The 16,404-nt window shown below is 43.9% G+C and carries 15 protein-coding genes; 9 read left to right on the forward strand and 6 right to left on the reverse strand.

Annotated features, from left to right (window positions below; translation table 11 throughout):
* Nucleotides 1–160: 160 nt before the first annotated feature.
* The 3 genes from H0913_RS11465 (at nucleotide 161) to H0913_RS11475 (ending at nucleotide 2,893) form a co-directional block, all read left to right on the forward strand.
* Nucleotides 161–835: a response regulator gene (locus H0913_RS11465; RefSeq protein ID WP_154602845.1), complete on the forward strand. Its 675-nt coding sequence runs from the start codon at nucleotides 161–163 to the stop codon at nucleotides 833–835.
* The gene (locus H0913_RS11470) at nucleotides 825–2,192 is read left to right on the forward strand and encodes a sensor histidine kinase (RefSeq protein WP_181477285.1); all 1,368 of its coding nucleotides are present in this window, start codon (nucleotides 825–827) and stop codon (nucleotides 2,190–2,192) included. Before H0913_RS11465 ends, H0913_RS11470 begins: the two co-directional genes overlap by 11 nt.
* Nucleotides 2,193–2,317: 125 nt before the next feature.
* A complete protein-coding gene (locus tag H0913_RS11475) occupies nucleotides 2,318–2,893 on the forward strand; it encodes a cysteine hydrolase family protein (protein WP_154602846.1) in 576 nt (191 codons plus the stop codon).
* A 332-nt stretch (nucleotides 2,894–3,225) separates the two neighbouring features.
* Here H0913_RS11475 and H0913_RS11480 read toward each other — a convergent pair whose 3' ends face one another.
* On the reverse strand, nucleotides 3,226–3,750 hold the full coding sequence (locus H0913_RS11480; RefSeq protein ID WP_181477286.1) for an anti-virulence regulator CigR family protein: 525 nt from the start codon (nucleotides 3,748–3,750) through the stop codon (nucleotides 3,226–3,228).
* Nucleotides 3,751–3,930: 180 nt separating this feature from the next.
* Between H0913_RS11480 and H0913_RS11485 the strand changes: the two genes are divergently transcribed.
* From H0913_RS11485 to H0913_RS11505, 5 genes are all read left to right on the forward strand, one after another.
* Complete coding sequence (locus H0913_RS11485) at nucleotides 3,931–5,181, forward strand: mechanosensitive ion channel family protein (RefSeq protein ID WP_154602848.1); 1,251 nt, start codon at nucleotides 3,931–3,933, stop codon at nucleotides 5,179–5,181.
* A gap of 308 nt (nucleotides 5,182–5,489) precedes the next feature.
* Complete coding sequence (locus H0913_RS11490; RefSeq protein WP_154639278.1) at nucleotides 5,490–7,919, forward strand: DMSO/selenate family reductase complex A subunit; 2,430 nt, start codon at nucleotides 5,490–5,492, stop codon at nucleotides 7,917–7,919.
* 11 nt (nucleotides 7,920–7,930) lie between these two features.
* A complete protein-coding gene (locus H0913_RS11495; RefSeq protein WP_036952921.1) occupies nucleotides 7,931–8,548 on the forward strand; it encodes a DMSO/selenate family reductase complex B subunit in 618 nt (205 codons plus the stop codon).
* 1 nt (nucleotide 8,549) lies between these two features.
* Nucleotides 8,550–9,326, forward strand: a complete 777-nt coding sequence (locus tag H0913_RS11500; RefSeq protein WP_154628169.1) for a dimethyl sulfoxide reductase anchor subunit family protein — start codon at nucleotides 8,550–8,552, stop codon at nucleotides 9,324–9,326.
* A gap of 124 nt (nucleotides 9,327–9,450) precedes the next feature.
* Nucleotides 9,451–10,050: a TorD/DmsD family molecular chaperone gene (locus tag H0913_RS11505; protein WP_181477287.1), complete on the forward strand. Its 600-nt coding sequence runs from the start codon at nucleotides 9,451–9,453 to the stop codon at nucleotides 10,048–10,050.
* Nucleotides 10,051–10,111: 61 nt separating this feature from the next.
* Here H0913_RS11505 and H0913_RS11510 read toward each other — a convergent pair whose 3' ends face one another.
* The gene (locus tag H0913_RS11510) at nucleotides 10,112–10,654 is read right to left on the reverse strand and encodes a DUF924 family protein (protein ID WP_154602851.1); all 543 of its coding nucleotides are present in this window, start codon (nucleotides 10,652–10,654) and stop codon (nucleotides 10,112–10,114) included.
* A gap of 448 nt (nucleotides 10,655–11,102) precedes the next feature.
* Between H0913_RS11510 and H0913_RS11515 the strand changes: the two genes are divergently transcribed.
* Nucleotides 11,103–11,378 (forward strand): hypothetical protein, encoded by a 276-nt coding sequence (locus H0913_RS11515; protein WP_154602852.1) that lies wholly within the window; start codon nucleotides 11,103–11,105, stop codon nucleotides 11,376–11,378.
* 75 nt (nucleotides 11,379–11,453) lie between these two features.
* Here the strand turns inward: H0913_RS11515 and H0913_RS11520 are convergent, their stop codons facing one another.
* Genes H0913_RS11520 through H0913_RS11535 form a run of 4 tightly spaced genes read right to left on the reverse strand, consistent with a single transcriptional unit; the run spans nucleotide 11,454 to nucleotide 16,379 of the window.
* Nucleotides 11,454–13,196, reverse strand: a complete 1,743-nt coding sequence (locus tag H0913_RS11520) for an acetyl/propionyl/methylcrotonyl-CoA carboxylase subunit alpha (protein WP_181477288.1) — start codon at nucleotides 13,194–13,196, stop codon at nucleotides 11,454–11,456.
* Nucleotides 13,183–14,787: an urea amidolyase family protein gene (locus tag H0913_RS11525; protein WP_181477289.1), complete on the reverse strand. Its 1,605-nt coding sequence runs from the start codon at nucleotides 14,785–14,787 to the stop codon at nucleotides 13,183–13,185. The genes H0913_RS11520 and H0913_RS11525 overlap by 14 nt, the downstream gene beginning before the upstream one ends.
* Before the next feature lie 9 nt (nucleotides 14,788–14,796).
* Nucleotides 14,797–15,603: a putative hydro-lyase gene (locus H0913_RS11530; protein WP_154639273.1), complete on the reverse strand. Its 807-nt coding sequence runs from the start codon at nucleotides 15,601–15,603 to the stop codon at nucleotides 14,797–14,799.
* Nucleotides 15,600–16,379: a LamB/YcsF family protein gene (locus tag H0913_RS11535; protein WP_181477290.1), complete on the reverse strand. Its 780-nt coding sequence runs from the start codon at nucleotides 16,377–16,379 to the stop codon at nucleotides 15,600–15,602. The genes H0913_RS11530 and H0913_RS11535 overlap by 4 nt, the downstream gene beginning before the upstream one ends.
* Nucleotides 16,380–16,404: the final 25 nt, after the last annotated feature.

The raw sequence follows: 16,404 nt of genomic DNA on the forward strand, positions 1-16,404 counted from the left end.
ATGAATGCTCTTGTTATGGTTGTTGAGGGTATATTAGTGCTTTTGCATTTTAGTACCTTAATATTTGGTTAAACCAACCTTAAGGGATGCTTAAGGGGGTAAATATCCTGGTTGCTGGGTGAGCGGAGTCTGCTTATACTCCGCAACAGAGGTAATAAATATGAATATTTTATTGGTAGAAGACGATCTTCAGCTCGGCAAAGCGTTATGCCGTGGACTAGAATTAGCTGGGTTTAATCCTTGCTGGGTCAGATTATTATCGGATGCTAAGCAGCAATTACAGACACGCAATTTTGATGTCATGCTTTTAGACTTGGGATTACCTGATGGTGATGGTCAAGAGGAATTAATTTCATGGCGCCAAGCTGGAGAATCAATACCGATTATTATTCTTACCGCCCGCAATAAAATGGATAATTTAGTGGCGAGTTTAGATTCTGGTGCCGATGATTTCTTAACAAAACCCTTTGAGATGCCAGAGTTGATTTCTCGCGTAAAGGCTATTAGCCGACGTATGGCTGGGTTTTCATCTGAAATTTGGCAATTGGATAATCTGCAATTAAATCCATTAAACCATCAAGTCACCTTGGATGGTCAATTATTATTACTCTCCGGCAAAGAATATCTGTTGCTATACGAGTTAATTAAGAATGCCGACAATGTCGTGCGAAAAACGGATTTAGAGCAACGTTTATTTGGCTTGGATGATGTGGAAAGTAACTCCCTTGAAGTCCACATTCATAATTTACGCCGCAAAATTGGTAAAGACAGAATTATTACTATCCGTGGCATCGGTTATTTACTAAAAAAAGAAGCGCAATCTAGTGAAGATTAAATCCTTTCTTGTCTACACATTTGGTATTCAGATTGGCGCAGTCATCTTTTTATGGCTGCTGCTAGTCGGTTGGTTACAATTTTTTTATCTACCTGATTTGGTCGATGATGATGAATTTAACCAACAACAGCAAATTGTCACACAAGGGATTGCGCGTACATTAGGTACAGTGTCAGATACCCCAGAATATTTTGATAAGCTCGCGGTTATTCTGCAAAAAATGTATACCGATGCCATGGAAAACGGCATTGAAACTAGCTATAAACCGTATATGGTTGTGCGGGATAATCGGGGACATGTGTTATATCGCAATAGTGAAAAGATTTCGGACCCATCACTAAAATCAGTCGAGATGCTAACTGCCCAACATAAAGATTGGCATTTCACCTCTGCATGGGATGATGACCATACCCTCGAAGTTGTGATTGCAGAATCGTATCTTGAGCGACGAAAGTTAATTGGTAATCCAGCCGAAGGCACTGCCATTCCTCTCGCCTTTATTTTGGGCATAATGTTAATCGCTATTTTGATCACCGCCTATTTTAGTATTCGCCCAATTAAACAAGTAGCTAAAATTATTTCATCGCGTCAACCGGGAAATTTAACGCCGATTGATACCAAAGATATGTATAAAGAAACTCGCCCGATTATTTCCGCGATTAACCAATTAATGGCACGAGTCGATGCCGCGAATTTACGCGAAAAACGTTTTATGGCAGATGCGGCTCATGAATTGCGAACTCCGATTGCAGCGGTAACAGCACAATTACATGTGTTAATGCATATCGATAATCCAAAAGAAAAAGCCGAGATTATTAATGATATGAAAGAGACATTAACGCGCGCCGCTTCTTTATCTCATCAATTAATTGATCTCGCACGTTTGGAAGCGGAAGATTTTGCCATTCGTAAAGAGAACATTGATTTACCGATGTTAATCAGTAATCTCATTTCATCGCATATTCCTTATGCTCTCAATAAACATATTGATGTGGAATTATCCAGCCCAGATTCTTTTTATATTGAAACTGATAAGCTGGCGCTGAGTAATGTGTTCACTAATTTAATCGAAAATGCGATTAAATATTCGCCAGAAAAAGCCAAAATAAAAGTGACATTGGCAGATCTCACCCCTTTTGGTGCCACCATTACAATTCAAGATAATGGACGCGGTATTCCAGAAGAGAGCCGGGCGCATTTATTTTCTCGCTTTTACCGTGTGCCTGGAACATTAGAAACAGGAAGCGGTTTAGGATTATCTATTGCCCATAACTTGGCATCAAAAATAGGTGCGACATTAAAAGTCACTGATGGATTAGAAAATAAAGGCATTGGATTTATTATTGATTTGCCTTGATTGAATCGGCAGTTGAGAATAATACCATTAATTAAAATAATGTTATTCAGTTAACATCCCGAGTGCGCAATAAGCATTACAATCCCTTATTACGTTAAATTACTTAGCCATAAAAAGGGGCAATAATGTCACAGGCGCTAATCATCATTGATCTTATTAACGATATTGTGGGTAAAAACGGTTTATCCAATAGCAGTTATTCCCAAGTCAATTCCCGTAATATTATTGAAAAGGCGAATCAAGCCGCTAATTACGCAAGAAGTCAGCGTATTCCTGTTATTTGGGTCAAAGTTGGCTTTAGCGATAATTATCAAGATATCCCCGCTGGCTCTCCACTTTTTTCACAAGCTAAACAGAAAGGCGCATTAAAATTAAGCGGCTATGGCTGCCATTGGGTGGAAGATTTGGAAGTTCATATGCAAGACAGAGTGATCATTAAGAAAGGCGTTTCTGCATTTGCAGGCAATAAACTCCACCAATGGCTCAACGATAATGATATTACTCAGCTCTATTTTGGTGGAGTCAGTTCGGTAATGGCAATCCAAAGTAGCGTGAGACAAGCCCATGATTTAGGTTATTTTTGCCATGTCCTCGAAGATGTGTGTGCCGCTGCAACCATTGAACTACACGAACAAAGTATGCAGGCGCTGGCAGGTCTAGCCACGATTTCATCCAGCAAGACGTTTATGCAAGGCAAATAACCGTCATGATGAGTATGTTGTAAACAATAATTTACAACTTTTAAATTAAAAATTAGTTTAATATTTAAAATATCTTTTGGTTGATTATTGACTTTGATCAATAAAAAACTAGAATGCTCCTACGTGATCAAGATCACACATTAACATTCGGAGCGAACATGAAAAGCATCAAAGAATTTTTCGTTAACCTGCAAGAAGTTGTTGAATTACTGTCCAAGCGTTTTATGTAATTTGCTTTAAACTTTAGTTAAACTATAGTCAATCAAACCTTTCATTTACCTCATTCAAGTATTTGCAAATTTTTGCTAACGGCCTTTTTTAAGGCCGTTTTTTTATTCAAATACGTTCTCAATAATTTCCGCCACTATCGCCGTTTTAATCGCAACTAACAGTAAATCTTTTCCGCTCATTCGCCACTCATACCCTGAGTAAGTTGGCAAACAGGCTCTAAACGAGGCGGGTAACGCTTTTTTAGCAATTCCCGGTGGCAACGGCTTACCTCGACGGATCTGTTTTTCAATTCCAGGTGGAAGCCCTTGATAACCCACTAGACCATAATTGATGGCAACAGGACGAACATCGCCGAAATTGATATTAATACTAATCAAAGAGTTATCATAATGACTTGAGTATTTCTTCACATCACAGTCATATTTTTTGCCCTTATGTTTATGCTTTTTATTGTGCTTATGATGATGGTCATCATGATCATAATAATAATAGTCACCCTTATGCTTACCATTTCCTTCATCACCTTGATGGTTAGAAGCCTGAGCAAATAGCGGCATGCAAATGAGTGCAGGTAGTAAGATTAATTGCAAAATAAATGTTTTTTTAGCTTTATTCTCGATGTGCATTTTATTGTGAATTCCTAACCATACCGGGTCGTAAAACATTATGCCCTACGTAAAAATACAGCAATAAGAAATGCCTCATTCACAGTAATGTTATGTAAATGTTAGTAATTTCAGCCAAACTTAAATCCTATTTGCTTATACTGGGTCGTCATTTATGGATAACGCAATAAAGGAGAATTTATGCAGCAGCAACTGCTCGACTGGGCTCGCCAGTTTAATCAAGACTATGCCACCCTCGCCTCTCTCTTAATGGTCCTTGGGCTGATACTGATTGTCGCCCTGATTTTGCATCTTTTTCTACACAAAATTTTGCTTCCTACGATTGAAAAAAGAGGATTAAAAGCGGGTTCCGGTTGGCAACATCAACTCACCCAATATAATCTGTTCAATCGAATTGCCTTTATTATTCAAGGTATTGTGGTCAACATTCAGTCCACCTTATGGCTATCTTCGGGCTCCACGACACAAATGGTATTGAATGTCGCTTCCCAAGCATGGTGCTTACTGTTTGGCTTGCTGGCTATTTATTCCATTTTAGATATCACACTGGGTGTATTACAGCGTGCGGCAAAAACGGCACATCTCCCGCTACGTGGAATTTTCCAAAGCATTAAGCTTATCGCCACTGTTTTAATTTCGATTATGATCATCGCGCTACTGATTGGTAAATCTCCGTTGATTATCCTCAGTGGGTTAGGTGCGATGACCGCCGTCATGATGTTGGTGTTTAAAGATCCGATTATGGGATTAGTCGCCGGAATTCAGCTCTCTGCGAATAACATGGTCAACATAGGCGATTGGCTGGAAATGCCGAAATACGGTGCCGATGGTGCGGTGATTGATATTGGATTGACCACAGTTAAGGTTCGAAATTGGGATAATACCGTCACCACCATTCCAACTTATGCCCTGATTTCAGATTCCTTTAAAAACTGGAAAGGCATGACCGAATCAGGCGGACGCCGTATCAAGCGCAGCCTACGCATCGATGCCAATAGTATTCATTTTTTGAAACCTGAAGAAGTTTGCAACTTTGAAAAAGCCAACTTATTAGAGCCTTACATCGAGAAAAAAGTCTCTGAAATTCAGGTCTACAACTCTACGTTACCAGAAGATAAAGCGACGCCACTCAACCAGCGACGCCTCACAAATATCGGGACATTTCGCGCCTATATTGAAGCCTATCTGCGTGCTCACCCGCAGATCCATAAAAATATGACCATCATGGTTCGCCAACTGGAGTCAGACTCAAACGGTATCCCAATTGAGATTTACGCGTTTACCAACACAACAGTATGGTTAGAGTATGAACGTATCCAATCGGATATTTTTGACCATATTTTTTCCATTCTGCCGCAGTTCAACTTATCTGTGCATCAATCACCTACCGGTAATGATGTTCGATTCTTAGGTCATTCAGCGAATAAATAACTCATCATAGGTAACTTATAAATACTACTTAATGATTAGCGAACATGGCCAACCTACCTAGAGGGGGAAACCCCTCTTATACTCACAGATCACACCCCACCATTATATAATTTCCAATATAACGATTGATAATAAAAATAGAACAAAACGGGTATCCAAGACAAAAAAACTCCTTATAAATTAAACAAATAAAAATATTTCCCTTGGTTTTATCAAAGATATTGTTGATGCATATCATGTTAGTGAGTGGGTATTTTTTCTAACATATTGAACATACCTAATACGTTATTTACATATAGGCAATGTCAATGCATAAAAATAAAACAAATACTCATTTCGCAGAACTGAGCAGGAGGGAATTTCTTCAGACCTCCGCAACCGTAGCGGGTGCAGCCGCCGTTGCAGGCTCAATCACTCTGCCTTTTGCTGCTCAAGCAAAAACACCAACCATCATGCCCGACGAAGTCAGTGAGAAAATCAGCTACAGCGCTTGTTTAGTCAACTGCGGTAGCCGCTGCCCTCTAAAAGTTCATGTGAAAGATGGCGTTATCAGCCGTATTTCCAATGAAACCATGTATGACGATTCAACACTGGGAGAGCACCAAATTCGCCCTTGTCTGCGTGGTCGTTCAGTTCGCTGGAAAACTTATAATCCAGACCGTTTAAAATACCCAATGGTGCGTGTGGGTAAACGTGGTGAAGGTAAGTTCAAAAAAATTAGCTGGGATGAAGCCACCACTATCATTGCGGAAAAACTGAAATACACCATCGATAAATACGGCAGCGATGCCATTTATTATCAATATGGTTCCGGTTCAACGGGTGCCAACTTGCACGGTCGAGCGGCCTGTAAACGTCTTTTAAGTTTAACCGGTGGATTTTTAGGTGACTACGGGACTTATTCCTACGCACAGCTAATGGAAATCACGCCATATGTTTACGGCAGTGTGGAAGAGTCTTATTTAACTGAAATCCAAAACTCCGATCTCGTGGTGATGTTCGGTCATAACTTGGCTGAAACCCGTATGTCCGGTGGTGGTCAGTTCTATGAAACGCTAAATGCCCTCGATAAGAGCAAAGCAAAAGTGATCATTATTGACCCTCGCCGCACTGATAGCGTCACAACGTTAGGCGCTGAGTGGATCCCTATTTATCCGGGTACTGACGCCGCGTTAGTGGCAGCCCTGGGTTATGTGATGATCCAAGAAGGCTTAACCGACGAAGAATTCCTGAAAAATTACTGTGTGGGCTGGGATGAATCAACCCTGCCCGCTTCAGCGCCACGTAATGCCTCTTACAAAGATTACATCTTGGGCAATGGTCCTGATGGTATTGCGAAAACCCCTGAGTGGGCGAGCAAATTAACGGGTATTTCGGTTTCACGAATCATTCAGTTAGCCCGTGAAATTGGTAACGCTCAACGAGCTTGGATCTCACAAGGCTGGGGCTTACAACGTACCGAAAATGGTGAGCAAGCCTGTCGCTCTATCATGATGCTGCCTATTATGTCTGGCAATATTGGTCGTTCAGGGACTAACACTGGTTTATGGGGTAACAGTTTTGCCTATCCAGTGGCTGGATTTGGCTTACCGAACCCAGTGAAAGCATTGATCCCAACGTATATGTGGTCAGAAGCGATTGTGCGCGGTAAAGAGTTAACCGCTGAAAATGGTGGGATCAAAGGCGTTGATAAACTGAATAACGACATCAAATTTATGTGGTGTTATTCCAGTAATGTCATCGGAAACCAGCATGGTGACTTGAATAAGACCCATGAAATTCTGTCTGATGAATCAAAATGTGAGTTTATCCTTGTTTGGGATAACCACGACACTCCATCGGCAAAATATGCGGATTTATTGCTGCCAGATGTGACCACCGTCGAAACAAACGACCTGATCAATAACTCCTATGCAAGTGGGGCTTATCACTATCTGGTGCGTCTACAAAACGCCATTGAACCACTGTGGGAAAACCGTCCAAACTACGATGTATTAGTCGAAATCGCAGAAAAAATGGGCGTGAAAGATCAGTTCACTGAAGGCCGCACCTACGCAGAATGGATTGAGTTTTGCTACAACAAAACTCGTGAAAAAATGCCTCATTTGCCTGAATTTAGTGAGACTGATGGTGCGGGGATCATCGACCGTAAGTTCCTCAATAGTGCTGAAAACGTGGCACTGAAAAGCTTCCGTGATGACCCAGTGAATAATCCACTGAAAACACCATCGGGCAAAATTGAAATTTACTCCGAAAAACTGGCTGAACGCGTGAAAAACTGGGAACTTCCAGAAGGTCAGCGTATTCCAGCTATTCCTGAATATTGTGTGAATAGAGAAGGTGTTGAAGCGCAAGCTGCACAGAAAAAACACTCTTTATTAATGACGGGCTTCCACGATAAAGGTCATGTTCACTCAACCTATTACAATGTGGCTATGCTGCGTGAAGCTATTCCTCATCAATTCTGGTTAAACCCAATTGATGCACAAGAACGTGGTTTGAAGAATGGCGACTTAGCTGAAATCTTCAATGATCGCGGGCGTATTCAGATTAAAGTCAAAGTGACTGAGCGCGTCTTACCGGGTGTGATTGCGGTTCCTCAAGGTGCATGGCGCACATTGAATACCGAAGGTTTAGATGTTGGCGGTTGTATCAACACCCTAACCTCCCATGTCCCTTCTCCTCTGGCGAAAGGCACACCACAACATACTAACCTTGTTGAAGTCAAACGCGCTTAAGGAGTTAATTGATGAAACAGTATGGCTTTTATTTTGACTCCACAAAATGCACTGGCTGTAAAACCTGTCAGGTCAGTTGTAAGGACGAAAAAGATTTAGATTTAGGTCCTAAATTCCGCCGTGTGTATGAATTCGGTGGCGGTAGCTGGCAGAAACAAGACGGTATTTGGCAACAAAACGTTTATAGCTACTACCTGTCGATTTCGTGCAACCACTGCTCGAACCCTACTTGTGTAGAAGGTTGCCCAACTGGCGCAATGCACAAACGCAGTGAAGATGGCTTAGTGGTTGTTGACCAGTCTATCTGTGTAGGCTGTCGTTACTGTGAACTGCGCTGCCCATACGGTGCGCCACAGTTTGACGAAAAGAAAAAACTGATGAGCAAATGCGATGGCTGTTATGAGCGTGTCGCAAAAGGAATGAAGCCGGTTTGTGTAGAGTCTTGCCCGCAGCGCGCTTTAGATTTCGATGACATTACCGTTTTACGTGAGTTACACGGTACGGAGTGCGGCATTGCACCGATGCCAGATCCAAGCCTGACTAACCCGAATATCGTCATCAAGCCACACAAAGATGCTAAACCATCGGGTGATAAAAGTGGCGAATTGAAAAACCCTGCGGAGGTCTAATATGCATGAGTTACCACTGGTTTTCTTTACTGTCTTAGGGCAATCCGCGGCGGGTTTATTTCTGTTAGCTTATATTGCGAAAAAAATGGGGTCAATCGACGATAAGCAGCTGAAAACAGCTAATATTATCGGGTTTATCATTGTGATGATTGGCTTGGGTATTGGCGCACTGCACGTCGGCCAACCTCTGCGTTTCTTCAACATGTTGTTGGGTGTCGGTCGCTCACCAATGAGTAATGAAGCGTTCTTAAGTGGCGTGTTTGTGGGCTGTGCTGCCGCGACGCTATTTTTCACTCACTTTGTTAAACAAGCCGCTCTGCGCGAGCTGTCTAACATTGCAGCTGTGATTTCAGGGTTAGCGTTCGTTTGGTCGATCCCACAAGTGTATAACATTGCGACAATTGCTAACTGGGATACCCAATTCACGACACTACAAATGTGGACAACCCTGTTTGTGGGGGGTGGCGCACTGGCAATGGCAATCGGCGCTCGTGGTTTAGGATTAACGGCATTTTTAGTCGGTACCTTTGCGATTTTTGCCAGCCGTGCCAGCTACCAAGCATTTTTAAGCGAAACGGCACCCGCATTAAGCGCAGAACAAACCGGTTTTTGGGGCTTCCAAGTGATTGTATTAGCAATCGCCTTAGCGGCATTCGTTGGGTTCGCTATCAAGCAACGTTCACCGAAAATTCCATTACTGACCTGCGCGGCAGCCGTATTACTCGCAGAACTGTCTGGTCGTATTGCCTTTTATAACCTGTGGCAAATCACCATGTAAGGTGCTATAACCACAGATTATGGTTAGCAGTATAAGATAAATAATAATATAAGAGCCTGAATTCAGGCTCTTTCTTTTAAGTTAATTGAAGCTTTAAATTAATTGCAGCTTTATAGGTAATATCATGCAAACTCTCGATACCACACTTTTTCGTATTTTAGGGGGAATGTTTTACTACTCTCCTGAAACCCCCACGTTTCAAACCTTGCAACCTGTACTGCGTGAAATCCCATCCCTATATGATTGGCAGGAACCCACTCAGCTGATTGCCGATTGCGAAGCATTAAGTGATTATCCAGCAGACTCGCTTACCTATGATTTTTCAATTCTTTTTGAAGGTCAAGGTGCGATGCCAGCACCACCATGGGGATCTGTGTATCTGTCTCATGACAATACCGTTATGGGGGATTCCACCAGCGCCTATCGCCAGTTTTTAATGTCCCATGGGTTGGTTACTGATACGGGATTACGGGAACCGGAAGACCAATTTGGTCTGATGTTAATGGCCATTTCAGCACTGGCAGAGCAAGGTCAAGACGACGCCATTGTGGAATTACTCGAACAGCATTTATTGCCTTGGGCGGAACGTTACTTAACGTTAGTCCAGCAAACATCAACTGAACATGGGTTTTACCCTACCCTTGCCAAAATCACTCAGGCCTATTTGGCTGGCGTGCAAAAACAGCTAGGTTTACAGCCTGCCATGGCCGAGCTTTTTCGTTAATAAACCTTAAAAGAGAATGAGTTTGCTAGTACGTAAGCAAACTCATTTTTATGTAGACGAATTAGAATGATGAGTTAGGTTGCTGTAAAAAGGTAATTTCTTCTCGAGTAGACGGTCGACCAAGGATCTCGTTGCGATGCGGATAGCGCCCAAACTTATCGATAATGGCCTTATGGCGCATTTCATAATCCAGCGTACTATCATCCCCCAACATGCGGAATAGCTCCACCGCTTGCAGGTGGATAAAGCTTGATTCTGAATGCATAAATGGCATCAACATAAATTTTCGCTGAGATAGCGTAAGCAGATGATAATCTGGCTGTTTAATGGCTTCTTGTGCCAGCGCTAACGCCATCGCATCTTGCGCGAATGCTCTTGGAGTATCTCGCCATAAATTACGTGAAAACTGGTCAAGAATAATAATTTCCGCTAAACGGCCGCGAATAGAGACTCGCCAATAAGCCAGCTCCCCTTTTGCCGCCTGTTCACTGAGCGCAGTAAAACGTTTTGCGATGGTTAAGTCGAATTTCTCGCTTTTTTCAAACCACTGTTTTGGGGTTGATTCTTCAAACCAAAATGAAAGCACTTCTTCCATGGCATTCATAAGTTACCTATTTATATTATTATTGCGATTATTATTACGATATCGGGTTCATCGTAGATAAAAATAGTTCAAATTGACAGGATGGAGATCTGAAAACACAAATTTGCAGATAAATATTTTGTTATTTGCGAGCTAGCCCTAAAATAATCGCAATAACACTCTGTAACTTCCTACTGTTTTTACTACATCACGTTTTTATTGCATCACGTTTTTATTGCATCAAGACAAGTATTCTTTTTTTGATAATGATAAATTCTCGATCACACATTCTTATTTGCTGTTTAATGTGAATTTAAATTTATCTATCGTATGAATACATACATTTATTTAATCCAATGTTAGAATTTGACTTACATTTTATAGACAAAGAACGCGCCCCTATATATTAAGCGTGTTAATTTGACATCTTGGGTGTACTTCATTAGCGGTGAGTGGGAAGGCAAGATAAATGGCAGGACATATGGTACTTATCGGTTGGGCTTTGTGGGTCAGTCCTTGTGGCACTGATTCATGTGATGCATTACCCGTGACCGAAACCATTTTTACCCAAGAACAATGCATGAGTCGAAAATCCTATTTAGAGGCGAAACGCCCTAATTTGTATTTCTTATGTGGTGAGGTTTATCGTGATAGCGATGAAATCGCCAAAGAGGAAAAGAGTGTCGTGCCCGCACCTAATCCACCATTACCCGTACGCAACTTACCTGAACGCAAATCACGTTGAGTTACGATTAAGTGGGTAAGGCGGTGGCCGTTCGCCACCCCTTATTAACGATTAATCGCCATTAACAATTAACGATTAGATAATCTCCGCAATTTTATTATCTGCATCGATAAAATCCCCTTGCTTAGCTGCATATTTCAGTTCCCCTGAACGGTGAGCGATGACTTGAACTTCCATTTTCATGGCCTCCATCACACCAATCACTTCCCCTTCAGTCACCTTATTTCCTTGAGGAACTAGCCAATTGAATAGCACGCCAGAAATGGGTGCGTTCACGCTGTTAGGGTTATTTTCAACGCCTTGAGTCGCTGGGGTAACCGTCGTTGGATTCACCGCCATTCCAGCAAACAGTTGAGCGGGCAAACCCAGTTCGCAACGTTTCCCGTCAATTTCAATAAATGACCGTGTTAACGCGTGTTCGGCTTGTGGTAACTGGCGCTTCGCAGGTGGAATTTCAACACTAAATTCCGTTTCAATCCAACGGGTATGCACCTTAAAATCCTCACAAAAATCTGCTTGTTCCATGACTGCACGATGAAAAGGCAATACGGACGCAACCCCTTCAATCTTAAATTCAGCTAATGCGCGACGAGCACGTACAATCGCTTGTTCACGGGTTTGACCGACTACAATCAATTTTGCCATTAGCGAGTCAAAGGTACCGGGAATGGTTTTGCCTGTTTCAACGCCACTATCAACACGGACGCCTGGGCCTGATGGCGTATCAAAACGTAAAATAGTTCCTGGAGTCGGTAAGAAACCATTTCCGGCATCTTCTGCATTGATACGAAATTCAAAAGCGTGACCACGAGGTTTAGGCGTTTCTTGAATACTCAGAGGCAAACCTTCAGCAATACGTAGCTGCTCAACCACTAAGTCAATTCCTGCCGTTTCTTCTGTGACTGGGTGCTCCACCTGCAAGCGGGTGTTCACTTCTAAGAAGGATAAAGTGCCTTCTTGGCTTAACAAAAACTCGACCGTTCCCGCTCCTACATAGCCGGCTTTACGGCAAATATCTGTGGAAGCACGAATGATTTGTTGTTCTAATTCAGGGGCTAAAAACGGAGCGGGTGACTCTTCCACCAGCTTTTGGTTTCGGCGTTGCAATGAACAATCCCGTGTTCCCACGACAACAACGTTACCAAGGGTATCGGCGATAACTTGCGCTTCAATATGGCGCGGATTATGCAAAAATTGTTCAATAAAACATTCCCCGCGCCCAAATGCCGCTGTCGCCTCACGCACCGCAGAATGGTATAACTCTTCCACTTCGTGCATCTGCCACGCCACTTTCAAACCACGTCCACCGCCGCCAAATGCGGCTTTAATTGCGATGGGTAGCCCATGTTGATGGGCAAATTGCACCACTTCTTGAGCGGTTTCAACGGGATCTTTGGTTCCTACCACAAGCGGCGCACCTACTTGTAAAGCGATATGTCGGGCTTGAACTTTGTCCCCCAAAATATCAATACTTTCAGGGCTTGGTCCAATCCAAATCAAGCCAGCTTGTTGCACTGCTCGCGCGAATTCAGCACGTTCAGAAAGAAAACCGTAGCCCGGATGCACCATAGTTGCACCGGATTTTTTCGCTATCTCAATCAGTTTCTCAATGTTTAAGTAACTCTGCGCTGGGGTATTGCCACCTAGCCCATAAGCTTCGTCCGCCATGTTGACATGCAATGCGTCAATATCGCTATCGGCATACACTGCCACAGACGCAAAACCATAATCGCGGCAAGCACGAATAATACGTACGGCGATCTCACCGCGGTTGGCAATCAATACCTTATGCTGTGCATTTTTATTATTGGTATTCATAAGCTTCATGACTCCCTTCAAGTTGATAAAATTCACGTAATGGATTAAAGCGGATTTTGCCATTCACAGGGATTTGCCCTGCAAGATCCAAATGATAGTCACACACCGCCCCTATCACCGGATATCCTCCCGTCAATGGGTGGTCATTTAAAAATAACACCGGCTGCCCATTCGCTGGGACTTGGATGGCACCAATACAGGTACCTTCACTTGGTAATTCATGCAACAGTTCACGACTTAGCGGCACTTCACCTGCAAGGCGTAACCCAATACGGTTTGAAGCGGCAGTCACTTGCCAAACTTGCTGGCGCAGTAATTCAGCAGCTTGTTCAGTAAACCAATCTGTTCTAGGCCCCATCACCACATCCAGTACCACCACATCATCTGCGGTCGGGTAGTCAAAAGCTGGCGATTCTGTGAGTGAAATGGCGCGATGGATCATTTTTTGATAAATCGATAAAGATTGCCCAACCATTAATGGTGCGGGACCGACTTGGGCTAACGTATCGAATGAGCAGCTTTCAAGAACCGGAGCTACAGCAAATCCCCCGCGTACGGCAAAGTAGCTACGTACACCTTTGGTTGGGCGCCCTAATTGAATGACATCCCCTTTCGCGAGGTGAATTGGTTGATAAGTTGTTGAGGTGTATATCTGCCCATCTTCCGTGGTGATGGTGACAGGACATTCAGCACCGGTAATACCGACCAACAGGTCTCGATTAGCTCGGACTTTTAAGCCACCTTGAGTCACTTCCAGTACAGTGGATTGGGTACAATTACCGACCAAACGATTGGCACTGTATAGCGCCGATTTGTCCATCGCTCCTGATTCGGAGATCCCTAACGCTGACTGCCCAATACGCCCTCTATCCTGAAATAATGTTTGTAATCCGGTCGCCAGCACGGTGAGATCATAAGTTTGGTTCTCATCGATAGGTTTAATGTCAGTTTGGCTCGGTAAACTATAGCTCACGGAACTTTTGCTTTGGTCAACAAATTGCACCCGATAACCCGCCTGTAAGAGGGCTGGCTCTGGGCGATTAATATCCCACACGGCTAAATCAGTCTGACCTATCAGTTGCCAACCACCGGGGCTAGCTTGTGGATACACGCTGCTAAATTCCCCCGCCAATGCCACTGAACCTGCGGGAATTCGCACACGAGGGGATTGGCGGCGCGGTACCTGTAATTGTGCTTGCTTCGATACCATATAACCAAATCCGGGCGCGAAACCGCTAAATGCCACCAGATATTCACTTTCAGTATGACGGCGGATCACCTCTTCGATAGAGACCCCTAAATACTCCGCCACTTCTGGTAAATCTTCCCCGATATAGTGCACGGGAATAGTGACTAACTTCCCCGTTTTAGACTCACCGCTTTCAATATTGCGTAGAGAAATTTGTTGCACGATCACATTAACATGCTCAATCGCTGGGTTATAACGCACTAATACCGTTCGTGCCGCTGGGGTTATCTCTTCGATACCTTTAATCGGGTAATGCGTTAATGAGTCCGTCAGTGCCATCGTCTGTTCGAGGCTCGGCAGTTCAACCATAAACGCGCTTAAATTGACAGGTAAGAAACGCATAAGACTCCCCTATACGTGGTAAGCGGCGTCAGGAACATCCGTGATAAACATATATCCCGGAGCATGACTCAACGCAAAAGGAACACCCGATTTCATTACCGCTGCTTGAGGCGTCACCCCACAAGCCCAAAATACGGGAATTTCACCGTCTTCAATGCGGACTGCATCCCCAAAATCAGGACGCATAATGTCTTGGATCCCCAATAATTCAGGCGCACCAATATGCACGGGAGAGCCGTGTACCGCGGGAAAACGCCCCGAAATCATGACGGCATCAGCAACACGGTCGGCAGGGATTGGACGCATGGATACCACGAGCTCGCCCTCTAAACGCCCCGCAGGGCGACATAGTTGGTTAGTTTTATACATCGGCACATTGGAACCGTCGGTAATGTGGCGAACATCAATACCCGCCTCTATCATCGGTGTTTCAAAGGTAAAACTGCAACCAATCAAGAAAGTCACTAAGTCAGGATGTTGCTGATAAATGGCCGTCGCATCCGTAATTTCATCCACCAGCTTGCCCTGTTCCCAAACACGATAACGAGGAATATCGGTACGCAGATCGGCGCCTTCGGCTAATACAGTTTGCCAACTCCCTGATTCGCACACATCCAAGACAGGGCAACTTTTGGGATTACGTTGAGCATAAAGTAGGAAATCAAACGCCCAATCTCTTGGCAACGCAATCATATTGGCTTGGGTCATTCCCGGCGCCATACCTGCTGTGGGTTTATCATAGCCATGGCGAATCGCTTCTCTCGCCGCTTTCGCCGCTTGAATGGCCTCTTTTGAGGCTTTCATTAATGCATTCATGCTTGGCCTCCCTTTCCTGCAAATGGACGGATACCAATTCCTTGCAGCTCAAAGAGTTCACGCACTTTTTTCGCCATCTCTAATGCACCGGGGCTATCCCCATGTACACAAATGGAACCGGCTTCAATGGGGGTGAATTTTCCATCAATAGCGACCACACCGCCTTCATTCACTAATTGCAACATGCGCTTAGCCACTAGTTCTGGGTCATGGAGGACTGAGCCCGCTAGCTTGCGAGAGACCAGCGTGCCATCGCTGTTGTACGCTCTATCGGCAAAAGCTTCTGCGACCACCTTCAACCCACTCTCTTTTGCCCAACCAATCAGTGGTGAGCCGGCCAATGCCACCAGCGTGAGTGAGTTATCAATCGCCAAAATACCATCGATGACTGCCATTGCTTGGCGCTTGTCATGGGCGATGGTGTTATACAGCGCACCGTGGGGTTTGACATATTCCACTTGGGTGCCTGCCGCCGTTGCAAGCCCCTTTAATGCACCAATTTGATAAATTACGTCTGCGGTTAATTCGTTAGATGCAATATCCATATTTCGGCGACCAAATCCGACTAAATCCGGATATCCCACATGCGCTCCTACCGTCACCCCCTGCTTTTGTGCGGCGATGAGCGTTTGGAGGATCCCATCGGGAGAGCCCGCATGAAATCCACAGGCAATGTTGGCGCTACTGACAATGCTCAGCATTGCCTCATCATTGCCCATTTTCCATTGACCAAAACTTTCACCAAGATCGCTATTTAGGTCGATTTGCTTATTCATTATTGTTCCTCAATCCTTGATAACG

The organism is Providencia rettgeri, from assembly GCF_013702265.1.
Taxonomy (GTDB): domain Bacteria; phylum Pseudomonadota; class Gammaproteobacteria; order Enterobacterales; family Enterobacteriaceae; genus Providencia; species Providencia zhijiangensis.

What these genes read in the sequence shown, in the direction of transcription:
- H0913_RS11465 (WP_154602845.1), top strand. Translation starts at nt 161, where the DNA reads ATGAATATTTTATTGGTAGAAGACGATCTTCAGCTCGGCAAAGCGTTA.
- H0913_RS11475 (WP_154602846.1), top strand. Translation starts at nt 2,318, where the DNA reads ATGTCACAGGCGCTAATCATCATTGATCTTATTAACGATATTGTGGGT.
- H0913_RS11480 (WP_181477286.1), bottom strand. Translation starts at nt 3,750, where the DNA reads ATGCACATCGAGAATAAAGCTAAAAAAACATTTATTTTGCAATTAATC.
- H0913_RS11485 (WP_154602848.1), top strand. Translation starts at nt 3,931, where the DNA reads ATGCAGCAGCAACTGCTCGACTGGGCTCGCCAGTTTAATCAAGACTAT.
- H0913_RS11490 (WP_154639278.1), top strand. Translation starts at nt 5,490, where the DNA reads ATGCATAAAAATAAAACAAATACTCATTTCGCAGAACTGAGCAGGAGG.
- H0913_RS11495 (WP_036952921.1), top strand. Translation starts at nt 7,931, where the DNA reads ATGAAACAGTATGGCTTTTATTTTGACTCCACAAAATGCACTGGCTGT.
- H0913_RS11500 (WP_154628169.1), top strand. Translation starts at nt 8,550, where the DNA reads ATGCATGAGTTACCACTGGTTTTCTTTACTGTCTTAGGGCAATCCGCG.
- H0913_RS11505 (WP_181477287.1), top strand. Translation starts at nt 9,451, where the DNA reads ATGCAAACTCTCGATACCACACTTTTTCGTATTTTAGGGGGAATGTTT.
- H0913_RS11510 (WP_154602851.1), bottom strand. Translation starts at nt 10,654, where the DNA reads ATGAATGCCATGGAAGAAGTGCTTTCATTTTGGTTTGAAGAATCAACC.
- H0913_RS11515 (WP_154602852.1), top strand. Translation starts at nt 11,103, where the DNA reads ATGGCAGGACATATGGTACTTATCGGTTGGGCTTTGTGGGTCAGTCCT.
- H0913_RS11520 (WP_181477288.1), bottom strand. Translation starts at nt 13,196, where the DNA reads ATGAATACCAATAATAAAAATGCACAGCATAAGGTATTGATTGCCAAC.
- H0913_RS11525 (WP_181477289.1), bottom strand. Translation starts at nt 14,787, where the DNA reads ATGCGTTTCTTACCTGTCAATTTAAGCGCGTTTATGGTTGAACTGCCG.
- H0913_RS11530 (WP_154639273.1), bottom strand. Translation starts at nt 15,603, where the DNA reads ATGAATGCATTAATGAAAGCCTCAAAAGAGGCCATTCAAGCGGCGAAA.
- H0913_RS11535 (WP_181477290.1), bottom strand. Translation starts at nt 16,379, where the DNA reads ATGAATAAGCAAATCGACCTAAATAGCGATCTTGGTGAAAGTTTTGGT.